Below are 12419 nucleotides of genomic sequence, written 5' to 3' on the forward strand. Positions count from 1 at the left end.
CCGGCCGCTCAGAACAGGGCGTTGGCCAGGTTCCTGCGGGCCCTGCCGATGGACGGGTCGTCGCCGGGGAGCGTGTCGAACAGGCCGAGCAGGTGCACCCTGGCCGTGTCGCGGTCGGCGCCCGAGGTGCGGCGCACCACGTCGACGAGCCGGTCGAAGGCCTTGTCCACCTCGCCGGAGAGCATCTCGAAGTCGGCGGCCAGGAGCTGGGCCTCGACGTCGGCGGGGTCGGCCAGGCGGCCCTCCAGGTCGGCCGGGTCGACGTCCTGCGTCCGGCGGATCAGGCCGAGCCCGGCCAGGCCCAGCTTGGCGTCCTGGTCGTTCGGCGAGCGGGCCAGCAGCCGCTGGTACGCGGCCACCGCGCCGTCGAGGTCACCGGCGTCGACGGCCTGCTCGGCGGCGAGCACGTCCGGGTCGACCGGGGGCTCCTGCGGCTGCTGCTGCTCCTCCCCGTTCGGGGCCTCCTCGCCGGGAGGCGGGAGGTACTGGGCCAGTGCCTCCATCAGCTGCGACAGCCAGTCGCGCAGCTGCGGCTCGGTGGCGATGCCGGGGACGACGGCCACCGGCTGCCCCTGGAAGATCGCGTACAGGGCGGGCACGTTCTGCACCCGCAGGGCCTGCGCGATCTGGGGGTTGAGCTCGACGTCGACCCTGGCCAGGAGCCACCGGCCGGTGTTCTCCGCGGCCAGTTTCTCCAGCAGCTGGCTGTACTGCTTGGCCTGCTCGGCACGGGTGACGGTGAGCTCCAGCAGCACGAGGCCGTTCATGGAGCGTTCGACGACCTCGGTCGCGAAGTTGGCGTCGTCGACGTCGATGACCGGCGCCGGAACACCGCCGGTTTCCTGCGCGGTGGTCTCCCGCCGCGCCTGTGCCTCGAGTGCCTGCTTGCGGGCGCCGAGATCGACGGCGCCGTGGAGCGATCCGGGTCGAGTGAAGTCCGCTGGGCTCATGACTCCAATCCTGCCGTATCCCGGTCGATGCCCCGACGCGCCTCCGCTAGAAGCGGGCCGGTTCGGTGTAGACGCCCCATTCGTCGCGCAGCGCGTCGCAGATCTCGCCCAGCGTGGCCTCGGCCCTGGCCGCGTCGAGCATGGCGGGGATCATGTTGCCCTCACCCCTGGCGACCTGCACCATCGTGGCCAGGGCGGCGTCCACGGCCGCCTGGTCGCGGGCGGCGCGGCGCTCGGCCAGGACGCGGTTCTGCTCGCGCTCGACCTCGTGGCTGACCCGGAGGATTTCCAGCGGCTCGTCGATGGAGGCCGTGTGGCAGTTCACCCCGACGATCCTCTTCTCGCCCTTCTCCAGCTTGCGCTGGTAGTCGAAGGCCGCCTCGGCGATCTCGGACATGAACCAGCCGTCCTCGATGCCGCGCAGGATGCCCGAGGTCATCGTGCCGTCCGAGCCCATGTCCCTGATCCTCGTGAAGATCGCCTCGGCCTCGGCCTCCAGCCGGTCGGTCAGCGCCTCCACGTACCAGGACCCGCCGAGCGGGTCGGCGACGTTGACGATCTCGGTCTCCTCCATGAGCACCTGCTGGGTGCGCAGCGCGATCTCCGCGGCCTTTTCCGAGGGCAGCGCGAGGACCTCGTCGAGCGCGTTGGTGTGCAGCGAGTTGGTGCCGCCGAGCACCGCCGCGAGCGCCTCGACCGCGGTGCGCACCACGTTGTTGTACGGCTGCTGCGCGGTCAGCGACACACCGGCCGTCTGGGTGTGGAAGCGCAGCCACTGGGCCTTGTCGGTCTTCGCGCCGTAGACGTCGCGCAGCCACCGCGCCCAGATCCGCCGGGCGGCCCTGAACTTGGCGATCTCCTCGAAGAAGTCGATGTGCGCGTCGAAGAAGAAGGACAGGCCCGGGGCGAAGACGTCGATGTCCAGGCCGCGCGACAGGCCCAGTTCCACGTAGCCGAACCCGTCGGCCAGGGTGAAGGCCAGCTCCTGGGCGGCCGTGGACCCGGCCTCGCGGATGTGGTAGCCCGACACGCTGAGCGGCTTGTACGCGGGGACGTCGGTGGCGCAGAACTCCATCAGGTCGCCGATCAGCCGCAGGTGCGGCTCGGGGGTGAACAGCCACTCCTTCTGCGCGATGTACTCCTTGAAGATGTCGGTCTGGAGGGTCCCGTTGAGCTTCCCGACGGGCACCCCCTGCCGCTCGGCGGCGACGACGTACATGCAGAAGATCGGGACGGCCGGGCCGCTGATCGTCATCGAGGTGGTGGTGTCGCCGAGCGGGATGCCGTCGAAGAGCAGGTCCATGTCCAGCGCGGAGTCGATTGCCACGCCGCAGTGGCCGACCTCGCCGAGCGAGCGCGGGTCGTCGGAGTCGCGGCCCATCAGCGTCGGCATGTCGAAGGCCACGCTCAGCCCGCCGCCGCCCGCGCCGAGGATCATCTTGTAGCGCTCGTTGGTCTGCCTGGCGTTGCCGAACCCGGCGAACTGCCGGATGGTCCACGCCTTGCCCCGGTAGCCGGTGGGGTGCAGGCCGCGCGTGAACGGGTACTCGCCCGGCCAGCCGATGCGCTCCATGCGCGGATCGCCGCCCTCGGGCCCGTAGACCGGCTCCACGTCGATCCCGGAGAGGGTGCGGAACTCCGCATCACGCTTGCGCGCCCCGTCGAACCGCGCCTGCCAGCGCGCCCGTCCCGCCTCGACCCGCTCAGCGTCCATGGCCAACTCCCTTGTACGGCATGTGGCTTCTTATCCGGCTTGTGGCCTCATGCAGATACTAGGACGTCCTACTAATTCTTGGCCAGGCGCGGGGTCGCACGAGGGCTGGAACAGGGATTGAGGAGCGCGGCGGACGAACGACGGGGAGAGGCGGGAGGGGGCCGGCCCGAGCGGCCTCGCCGCGACGCGCCCGCGCCGCCGTCAGAGCCGGAAGTCGCCGGCGGCCACGCGGAGGGTCCTGAACAGGCCGAACATCTGCTCCAGGCTCGCCTCGTCGTACATGGGCATGGCGAAGTCGGCCTCCATCAGGTCGGCGGTCGCCAGGCGGACGGTCTCGCGGCCCCGGTCGGTGATCTCGGCGAGCACGCCCCGGCCGTCGCGGGGGTTGGGCATGCGCCGCACCAGACTTGCGCGCTCCAGGCGGCTCACGGTGTTGGTCACGCTCGTGGGGTGGACCATCAGGCGCTCGCCGATCTTGGAGAGTGACAGCGCCCCCGTCTTGCTGAAGGTCAGCAGCACCAACGCCTCGTACCGGGCGAAGGTCAAGTCATGCGGTTTGAGCAGCGTGTCCAGTTGCGACAGCAGGATCTGGTGCGCTCTCATGATCGATGTGACGGCGGCCATGGCCGAGGAGGGCCCGAAGTGAACGCGCCACGTCTCCGCGGCACGTTCGATGGGGTCAAACGGGAGATTCAGCTGACCTGTAACCACAGGGCTACGGTAGCGCGGCCTCATCCCGATTCGCCCATATACGTAGAGTCACCGGGCTGATGGCTTCACCAAGAACCCGGACGCCAAACGTCACGCTCCGTTATGGTTCCCACATCGAATGGTGAGGCCGTGGCCAAGTGGCCACGATGACTCAGTCCGGCCTGCGGGGGACGCGAGCCGGACCGGTGCCGAGGGGACCGGCGTCCGCACATTCACGGCACGGGGGGTGCTTGATGAACGACAACTTGACGGCGTTCGAACGCCAGACAGGCTTCGGCCACACCGACGCGGCGTGGGTTCCCACCACGCCCGCCGGTGCGTGAGCACAGGGGCGTTTCACGCGAGGAACTCCAGCAGAGCGGGTTGATGGCCGTCGCCATCCTGCTCGTGCTCGGGGTGGTCGCGGCGTGGAGCGTCCTGATTCCCGGTGTCAGCGCGTGGGAGAACATCATCGTCGCGGTGATCGGCTCGCTCCGGCTGACCGGCCCGGTGGCGGCCGCGTTCGCCGCCTGGGTGGCGGTGCGCAGGCGGCGCGGGACGCGCGGGAGGTCGATGACCCCGTGGCAGGCGGTGCGCGCGCCGCTGGCGATCCTGGTGGTCACGGGAGGCGCGTTCACCGCCACCGTCATGGTCCTCGCGGTCAGGACCATGATCACGGAACAGGCCGGGCGGCTGCTGCCCAGCGGCCTGGTGATGGGCGCCGCCGGGCTGGCGCTGTACGTCGTCATCGGCTGGGTGCTCGGCTGGCTGATGCCGTGGACGATCACGCCGGTCCTGGCCGGGCTCGGCTGCTACAGCCTGTTCACCTGGCTGTGCCAGGGGCCGACCTGGGGTGACCGGCTCGCCCCCGCCACGCGGGAGCCGTACGACCCGTTCCAGGGGTTGAACGCGGCGGCGTTCACCGATCAGACGCTCTGGCTGGTGGGGATCAGCTCGGCGCTGCTGCTCGGCTGGGCGGCGGTCGTGACGCGCCAGGCCCTGGTGCTGGCCGCGGCGCTGATCGCGGTGCTGGCCGCGGGGACCGGCATGGCCCGGCTGTTCACCGAGCAGCAGCCGGTCTCGGCCCAGCAGGTCGTCTACAGCTGCCAGGAATGGCCGATCATGGTCTGCGTGCACCCCGGGATGCGCGCCGGCCTGCCCGAGCTGGGCTCGGAGTTCATCAAGATCGCGTCACGGCTGGCGGGGACGCCCGGGGAGTTCTCCCGGGTCGAGCAGCACCCCCGGCGCGACAACTCCCCCGTCGCCGCGGGCGTGATCGCGATCCACGTCGACGACCTGGCGGCCGGGTTCGCCGAGAAGGCGGCCGACGAGTTCGTCGACGGCCTGGCCGCCCGGTGCGACGCCAGCCCCGCGTCGGGTTACCGCGACATCGTGGCCGCGTGGCTGCGCGGCGAGCCGCTTCCCGGCGGGCCGCTCCCGGAGCACCGCTACGCCGCGGCGTGGTTCTCCGGCCTCACCGACGTCCAGCGGCGCGACTGGCTCCGCCTGTATTACGCCGACTTCACCGGCTGCCGGCTACAAAGCACTCACTTCGGGGGCCAGGCCGGGCAGACCACTCAGACAGGGCAGGCCGGGCAGGGCGCGGGGGGCGCCTCGACCGGCCCCGAACCCCGGCCCGGCACCGTCCACCAGGCACCCGGCGGGTCCCCGTCCCCCGGATCGATCATGCCGACCGGCCCCTGGCGCGCCCCCTTCGCCGAAGGCGGCGCGCTCCCGTCGCCACGAGGGTGAGAAGATCGACATAGGCTCCGCGTGAGAAGGTCACCGTCCGGGGAAGGAGAGCGCTGTGAAAGCCTCCCAAGAAGCTCCGCCCGTGGCGCCCCCGGCCGCGCGCCGCGGACGCGGCTGGCGTTTTCTCGCCGGGCTGCTCGTCGTCGGGATCCTCCTCGTCGTGGGCGCCCGCCTCACGTGGTCGTGGCTGAACCCGTTCGGTGAGGAAACGGTCGACCGCAGCCAGCCCGTGCTGCTGGAGTCCATCCACAACCTCAGCCGCTTCGAGGCCGCCACCGGCAACTTCCAGGTCGTGGTGGACCTGGAGAAGGACGCGGCCTTCCTGCCCGACGCGGTCAAGGGCAGCAGGACGCTCTTCGTCGGAGCGGGCGGCGTCGACGCCTACGTCGACTTCGGCGGCATCGCCGGCAACGCCCTGACGGTCTCCCCCGACCGCACCGAGGTCACGATGAAGCTGCCCCGCGCCCAGCTGGAGAAGCCGAACATCGACAACAAGCGCTCGTACGTCTACGCCCAGCAGCGCGGCCTCTTCGACCGGGTCGAGGACCTGCTGTCCTCCTCCCCCGCCGACCAGCGGGAGCTCTACGTACTCGCCGAGAAGAAGATCGCCGAGGCCGCCCAGGCCAGCGACCTGCGCAACCGGGCCGACCAGAACACCAAGATCATGCTTGAGGGCCTGCTGAGGGGTCTCGGCTTCGAGAAGGTCACCGTCAAGTTCGCCGACGAGACCTGAGCCCCGGTGCCCGAGCCCCCTGCGCATGGGCTCGGGCACCGGTATCTCGCGGGCATTAGCGCCCGGCACCGTGAGCCGGCGTCCGGACCGGGGCGGTGAGCCTCGCTCAGCCCGTGGCGGCCAGGAGTTCGTCCGCCGCGGTGTAGGGGTCGAGTCCCGTGTCCAGGACGCGGGTGGCGAGGGCGTCGAGGCGCCGGTCGCCGTGCAGGTGGGCGAAGCGGGAGCGCAGAGTCGTCAGGGCGATCGCCTCGATCTCGTCCCTGGCCCTGGCGTGGCGGCGCCGGACGAGCTCGCCTGACGCCTCCAGATAGGCCAGGTGGTCGCCAAGGGCGTCGACCACCTCCTCGCCCCCCTCGCCCCGGTAGGCCACGGTCTGCACGATCGGCGGCCTCCAGGGCCGCTCGACCAGGGCGATCATGTTGCGGAGCTCTCGGACGGTGGCCTGGGTGCCCTCGCGGTCCGCCTTGTTCACCACGAACACGTCGGCGATCTCCAGGATGCCTGCCTTGGCCGCCTGGATGCCGTCGCCCATCCCGGGGGCGAGCAGCACGACGGTGGTGTCGGCCAGCGAGGCGATGTCGACCTCCGCCTGGCCGACCCCGACGGTCTCGACGAGGATGACCTCGCAGCCGGCCGCCTCCAGGACGCGCAGCGCCTGGGGCGTGGCCCAGGAGAGCCCTCCCAGGTGTCCCCGGCTGGCCATCGACCTGATGAACACGTCCGGGTCGGTGGCGTGGTCCTGCATCCGGACCCGGTCGCCCAGCAGCGCCCCGCCGGTGAACGGCGAGGACGGGTCGACGGCGAGCACGCCGACCCTCATGTCCCGCTTGCGGAACGCGTGGACCAGCATCCCGGTCGAGGTGGACTTCCCGACGCCGGGAGAGCCGGTGAGCCCGATGATCCGGGCCCGGTGCGGCCGGTCGGCGCAGAGCAGCCCGGTGATCTCCCGCAGTCGCGGGGAGCCGTTCTCGACCATGGAGATCAGCCGGGCCACGGCCCGGGGCCTGCCCTCCCTGGCCATCGCGACCAGGTCGGAGACCTCCGCGGTCATGCCGAGGGGACGCGGATGATCAGGGCGTCGCCCTGCCCGCCGCCGCCGCAGAGGCCGGCCGCGCCGAGGCCGCCGCCCCTGCGCCTGAGCTCGTGGGCGAGGGTGAGGACGATGCGGGCGCCGGAGGCGCCGATCGGGTGGCCGACGGCGATGCCGCCGCCGTTGACGTTGACCCTGTCGAGGGGGACGCCGAGTTCCTTGGCCGACTGGAGGACGACCTGCGCGAAGGCCTCGTTGATCTCCAGCAGGTCGAGGTCGCCGGCCGAGAGGCCCTGCTTGCCCAGGGCGTGCTTGATCGCGTTGGCGGGCTGGGACTGGAGCGAGTTGTCGGGTCCGGCGACGTTGCCGTGGGCGCCGATCTCGGCCAGCCAGTCGAGGCCGAGCTCCTCCGCCTTGGCCCTGGACATCACGACCACCGCGCAGGCGCCGTCGGAGATCTGCGAGGCCGACCCGGCGGTGATCGTGCCGTCCTTGGTGAACGCGGGCCGCAGCCGCGACAGGACCTCGGCGGTGGTCTCCCCGCGCACGCCCTCGTCGGCGGAGAAGACCACCGGCTCACCCTTGCGCTGCGGGATCGCCACCGGCACGATCTCGTCGTCGAGCGTCCCGTTCTTGATCGCGGCGGCGGCGAGCTCGTGGGAGCGGGCGGAGTATTCGTCCTGCTCCTCGCGGGTCAGGCCGAGGCGCGCGTTGTGCCGCTCGGTGGACTCGCCCATCGCCACCTGGTCGTAGGCGTCGGTGAGGCCGTCGAAGGCCATCGAGTCGACGATGCCGGCGGCGCCGTACTTGACGCCTCTGCGCAGGCCGGGCAGCAGGTGTGGGGCGTTCGACATGGACTCCATGCCGCCCGCGACCACGATGTCGAACTCACCGGCGCGGATGAGCTGGTCGGCCAGGGCGATGGCGTCCAGGCCCGAGAGGCAGACCTTGTTGATCGTCAGGGAGGGCACGGTCATCGGGATGCCCGCCTTGACGGCTGCCTGGCGGGAGGGGATCTGACCGGCGCCCGCCTGGAGCACCTGCCCCATGATCACGTACTGTACGGCCTCGGGGGCGACGCCGGAACGCTCCAGCGCGGCCTTGATGGCGATGCCGCCGAGCTCGGTGGCCGACAGGCCGGACAGCGAGCCGAGCAGCCGTCCGATGGGCGTACGAGCTCCGGCGACGATGACGGAACCAGACATAAGAGGAGCCTCCCTGGCGGGGCTTGGGGCGACTTTGCCACCATACCCATGAGTACATCAGCGATCGCCATGGAGGATGTCCCTATGTTCATGCGCATCGATCATGTGGGAATCGCCTGCCACGACCTTGAGGAGAAGATCGCCTTTTTCGAGCGGACCTTCGAGCTCACGGTGGTGGCCCGCGAGGTGAACACCGAGCAGGGAGTGAAGGAGGCCATGCTGCACATCGCCGACGGCGAAGGCGGTGGATCTTATATCCAGCTCCTCGAACCGCTCGGCCCCGACACACCGGTCGGCAAATTTCTCGCCAAGCGCGGGGAAGGTGTTCACCATGTCGCCTTCGGCGTCCCGGACGTCGTGCAGGCCCTGGAGAAGATCGGCGGCAGGGGCGTCCGGCTGCTCGACGCCCAGCCGCGCCACGGCACCCTGGGCTCCTCGATCGCTTTTCTTCATCCCAAAGACGTCGGGGGAATGCTCACCGAACTCGTACAGGCCGCGGAAAGGCAAGGCGAGGCCACGGCGAATGCAAGAAACGCTGATACGTAACAAGTCACGCATAAAGCCGGACGAGACCGCCAACTCGGCAGCGGCGGAGTACGCTGGCGTACCACCGGACGTGGATCCCGCCCCGGCTCCCGCTTCGGATGCCTGAAACCCCCGTCCGGCCCGTGTAGCCGTCTCGACAACCCAGGATCGAGCCTCCATGCAGTCCGACATCGACGCCCAGCTCAACAACTTCTTTGAAGACGCCCCCGCTCGGGAATTCGACGTGGTGCTCCGTGGCTATGACCGGCACCAGGTCCACGACCACCTGAAGCAGCTCGACGGCGAGCTCCGGCAGTCCCGGGAGCAGGTTCAGGGCCTGCAGCGGGATCTGTCCGACTCCCAGCGCCAGCTTCAGGAGCAGGAGCGCCCGACCTACTCCGGGCTCGGCGCCCGGATCGAGCAACTGCTCCGCCTGGCGGAGGAGCAGGCGACCGAGCTGGTCCAGGCCGCCAGGTCCGAGGCGAACGAGATCAAGGCGGCGTCCAAGGTCGAGGCCGCCGACCTGCGCGCCGCCGCCGAGAACGAGGCGGCCGAGAAGCGCGCCCTCGCCACCCGCGAGGTCGACGAGATGCGCACCAGCGCGGAGCGCGAGGCCGAGGAGATCCGCTCGACCGCGCGCCGCGAGGCCGACGAGCTGACCTCCACCACCGAGCGCGAGGTCTCCAAGCTGCGCGCCACCGCCGACCACGAGGTGGCCGAGAAGCGCGCCGACTCCGAGCGCGAGATCGCCAAGCTGCGCACCACCACCGAGCGCGAGGTGGCCCAGCTGCGCGCCTCGACCAAGCGTGAGCGCGACGAGGTCCTCACCACCGCCAAGCGCCAGGCCGACGAGATGCGCGCCCAGGCCCAGCGGGTGCTCGAGGAGTCCGAGGCCAAGCGGGCCCAGGACGAGGCGGAGTTCGAGATCCAGCTCGCCGCCCGGCGCGAGGAGGCCGAGCGCCAGGAGGCCGAGCGCCACGCCAACGCGCAGGCCGCGGCCCAGCAACTGACGGCCACCGCCGAGCAGCGGGCGGCCACCGCCGAGCAGCGGGCCACCAAGGCCACGCAGCAGGCCGAGCAGACCCGCCGCGAGGCCGACACGCACGCCAAGCAGCTGCTGGCCAACGCGCGCAAGAACGCCGACCAGGTCGTGTCCGAGGCCAAGGCGAGTGCCGAGTCCATCGTCTCCGAGGCCAAGGCGGAGTCCGAGCGCAGCCGCTCGGTCGCCCAGCGCCAGGTCGACGAGCTGACCCGCCAGCGTGACAGCATCACCAGCCACCTCGCTCAGCTGCGCCAGCTGCTCGGTGGCGCGCCACTCCCGGCCGCCGAGCCGGAGCCCGCGATCGCCGCGGCACCGCCGAAGCCGGCCATCCCCGCACCCGCTCCCAACGGTGCCGAGAAGCCGGTTCCCGCGCCCGCCAGGGCCGAGACGAAGGACGACGACGCGGAGTGGTGGCAGGAATAGGCGGCCACTGACTCCGGGGCGTTGGTGACGGCTACGGGAGAGCCTGGCGACCTTCACGGTCGCCGGGCTCTCTTCCTGTCTCCTCCCCCTCCGTGCCGCCAGGCCGGGTAGACCCTCCCGCTCACCCCTCAGTGCCGCCCAGGCCGGGTAGGCACCCTCGGCGCCGCCCAGGCCGGATGACCCTCCCGCCCAGGTCGGGTAGGCCCCCCGCTCACCCCTCCGCCGTGCGGGCCCCTCTCGCCGCCCGCACCGGGACCGGCCCCTCGCGCCGTCCCACGCATCGTCAGGAGCGACCTTGCCCGAAGCGTCACCGGTGTCCGACGCGCCCGCCGAAGTGCCCGGCCCGCGCCCGGTTTCCGCCGCGTCTCCGGGGTCCCCGTACGAGATCCTGACCGGCCCCTCCCGGGAGGTCAGGGGTGGTGAGTCTCCCTACGGGCATCCGGGCAAGCCCCTGGCCAAGAGCCCCTTCATCCTGGGCCTGACCGCCGGGATGGGCCTGCTGACCGCGTGGGCGCTCTCCCAGGCGCTGGTCACCTCGCGAAGCGTGATCGTCCTGGTCGTGGTGGCGATGTTCCTCGCCGTGGGGCTCAACCCGGCCGTCGAGGCGCTGCAGCGGCGCCGGATGGCCAGGCGCTGGTCGATCTCGATCGTCTTCGGCGGGGTGATCCTCTTCTTCGTCCTCTTCGGCCTGGCGATCGTCCCGCCGGTGAGCCAGGAGGCCGCCTCGTTCGTGAAGGCGGTGCCCGGCTACGTCGAGGAGCTGCTGGCCAACCCGACCCTCAGGGAACTGGACACCGACTACGAGATCCTGACCAGGATCGGCACCTACATCACCAGCGGCGGCCTCGCCCAGACCGTGGCGGGCGGCCTGGTGGGCGCCGGGGCCGTGGTGTTCAACGCGTTCTTCTCCGGGGTCACGCTGCTGGTCCTGACGCTGTACTTCCTCGGCTCGCTCCCCTCGATCAAGGACTATCTCTTCCAGCTCGTACCGAACAGCCGCAGGGAGCGGACCCGCGCGCTCGGCGACGAGATCCTCGACGGCATCGGCGGCTACGTCGCGGGCAACCTGCTGATCTCGGTGATCGCGGGCGTGGTCACCTGGGTGTTCCTCGCGGTCCTGGGCGTGGAGTACGCGCTGGCCCTGGCCCTGGTGGTGGCCGTCACCGACCTCGTCCCGCTGGTCGGCGCGACGATCGGCGCGGCGCTGGTGACCCTGGTGGCACTGCTGCAGTCGGGAACGCTCGGCATCGCCTGCGGGATCTTCTTCCTGGTCTACCAGCAGGTCGAGAACTACCTGATCTATCCCCGTGTGATGAAGCGCTCGGTCGACGTGGCCCCGGCGGTCACCGTCATCGCCGCGCTGTTCGGCGGGGCGCTGATGGGCATCGTCGGCGCGCTGCTGGCCATTCCGGTGGCCGCGGCGATCGCGCTGCTCATCCGCGAGGTGGTGATCCCCCGGCAAGCTCGGCAATGAAGCGCGACACCGCCCGGTTGAACGCCTCGGGCTGCTCGATCGCGCTGAGGTGACCGGCCTTCTCGATCACGGTCAGCCGCCCGTCGGGCACGGCCTCGGCCATCGCGCCCGCGTCGGCGGGCGAGGCGATCTCGTCCTCCTCGCCCACGATCACCAGGACGGGCGGCTTGAGCGCCCGCAGCGTGTCGAAGGAGTCGGGGCGGCCCGCCATGGCCCGCTGCGCCCAGGCGACGGCCGCCGGCGGGGCCGACTGGACCAGCCCGCGCACCCGGCCGAACACCATCGCCCTGCGCCGCACGGTGGTCTGCCCGACCAGCCCGGGGAGCACCTCCTCCAGCAGGACGGACGTGCCCTCCTCCAGCACCGCGGCGGCGATCCGCTCGCGGTTGGACTTGGCGGCCCCCGAGTCGGCTCCCGCCTTGGTGTCGGCGAGGATCACCCCCAGCAGCCGGTCGGGGTGACGGCGGCACATGGCCATCGTGACGTAGCCGCCCATGGACAGCCCGCCGACGACCGCGCGGTCCACACCCTCGTGGTCGAGCAGGCGTGCGACGTCGTCGGCCATCGCGTCGAGGGAGGGGTCGTCGTCGCCCAGCACCGAGCCGCCAAAACCCCGCAGGTCGGGGGTGATGACCTTGCAGACCGCGGACAGGCCCTCCCGCTGGGCCAGCCACATGGCCGATGACAGGGGGAACGCGTGAAGGAGGACGACCGGAAGTCCCTCTCCCGCCGACCGTGTGTACAGCTGCACGCCGTCCACCGTATTCCCGGGGCCCCCGCCTGACACCCCCGGTTTCACAACCGTTTATGACGTTGTGGTAACTCCGTCGTCAACGAAGGGGACCCACCCGCCGATACGGCGACGAAGATCCTGTGAGAGG

11 protein-coding genes are annotated in these 12419 nt (G+C 71.2%); 5 read left to right on the forward strand and 6 right to left on the reverse strand.

The window, feature by feature from the left end:
• Nucleotides 1–8: 8 nt before the first annotated feature.
• The 3 genes from ACSDR0_RS10825 to ACSDR0_RS10835 form a co-directional block, all read right to left on the reverse strand.
• Complete coding sequence (locus tag ACSDR0_RS10825) at nt 9–950, reverse strand: tetratricopeptide repeat protein (protein ID WP_435288632.1); 942 nt, start codon at nt 948–950, stop codon at nt 9–11.
• 46 nt (nt 951–996) lie between these two features.
• A complete protein-coding gene (locus tag ACSDR0_RS10830) occupies nt 997–2664 on the reverse strand; it encodes an acyl-CoA mutase large subunit family protein (RefSeq protein WP_435288633.1) in 1668 nt (555 codons plus the stop codon).
• 201 nt (nt 2665–2865) lie between these two features.
• Nucleotides 2866–3399: a MarR family transcriptional regulator gene (locus ACSDR0_RS10835; protein ID WP_435288634.1), complete on the reverse strand. Its 534-nt coding sequence runs from the start codon at nt 3397–3399 to the stop codon at nt 2866–2868.
• A 291-nt stretch (nt 3400–3690) separates the two neighbouring features.
• Between ACSDR0_RS10835 and ACSDR0_RS10840 the strand changes: the two genes are divergently transcribed.
• Both ACSDR0_RS10840 and ACSDR0_RS10845 read left to right on the forward strand, forming a co-directional pair.
• Nucleotides 3691–5106 (forward strand): hypothetical protein, encoded by a 1416-nt coding sequence (locus ACSDR0_RS10840; protein WP_435288635.1) that lies wholly within the window; start codon nt 3691–3693, stop codon nt 5104–5106.
• Between the two features lie 55 nt (nt 5107–5161).
• Nucleotides 5162–5839, forward strand: coding sequence for a DUF4230 domain-containing protein (locus ACSDR0_RS10845; protein ID WP_435288636.1), 678 nt, complete (start codon nt 5162–5164; stop codon nt 5837–5839).
• A gap of 106 nt (nt 5840–5945) precedes the next feature.
• Here the strand turns inward: ACSDR0_RS10845 and meaB are convergent, their stop codons facing one another.
• Nucleotides 5946–6890 carry a methylmalonyl Co-A mutase-associated GTPase MeaB gene (gene meaB, locus ACSDR0_RS10850; RefSeq protein WP_435288637.1) on the reverse strand — a complete coding sequence of 315 codons (945 nt, stop codon included), beginning with the start codon at nt 6888–6890 and terminating at the stop codon, nt 5946–5948.
• Nucleotides 6887–8074 (reverse strand): acetyl-CoA C-acetyltransferase, encoded by a 1188-nt coding sequence (locus tag ACSDR0_RS10855; protein WP_435288638.1) that lies wholly within the window; start codon nt 8072–8074, stop codon nt 6887–6889. Before ACSDR0_RS10855 ends, meaB begins: the two co-directional genes overlap by 4 nt.
• A gap of 84 nt (nt 8075–8158) precedes the next feature.
• Between ACSDR0_RS10855 and mce the strand changes: the two genes are divergently transcribed.
• From mce to ACSDR0_RS10870, 3 genes are all read left to right on the forward strand, one after another.
• Nucleotides 8159–8620 carry a methylmalonyl-CoA epimerase gene (gene mce / locus ACSDR0_RS10860; RefSeq protein WP_435288639.1) on the forward strand — a complete coding sequence of 154 codons (462 nt, stop codon included), beginning with the start codon at nt 8159–8161 and terminating at the stop codon, nt 8618–8620.
• Nucleotides 8621–8777: 157 nt separating this feature from the next.
• Nucleotides 8778–10064 (forward strand): DivIVA domain-containing protein, encoded by a 1287-nt coding sequence (locus ACSDR0_RS10865; protein ID WP_435288640.1) that lies wholly within the window; start codon nt 8778–8780, stop codon nt 10062–10064.
• A 295-nt stretch (nt 10065–10359) separates the two neighbouring features.
• On the forward strand, nt 10360–11538 hold the full coding sequence (locus tag ACSDR0_RS10870) for an AI-2E family transporter (protein WP_435288641.1): 1179 nt from the start codon (nt 10360–10362) through the stop codon (nt 11536–11538).
• Here the strand turns inward: ACSDR0_RS10870 and ACSDR0_RS10875 are convergent.
• A complete protein-coding gene (locus tag ACSDR0_RS10875; protein WP_435288642.1) occupies nt 11498–12289 on the reverse strand; it encodes an alpha/beta fold hydrolase in 792 nt (263 codons plus the stop codon). The two genes, ACSDR0_RS10870 and ACSDR0_RS10875, sit on opposite strands and share 41 nt — an antisense overlap.
• Nucleotides 12290–12419 lie beyond the last annotated feature (130 nt).

The organism is Streptosporangium sp. G11 (assembly GCF_051192615.1).
Taxonomy (GTDB): domain Bacteria; phylum Actinomycetota; class Actinomycetes; order Streptosporangiales; family Streptosporangiaceae; genus Streptosporangium.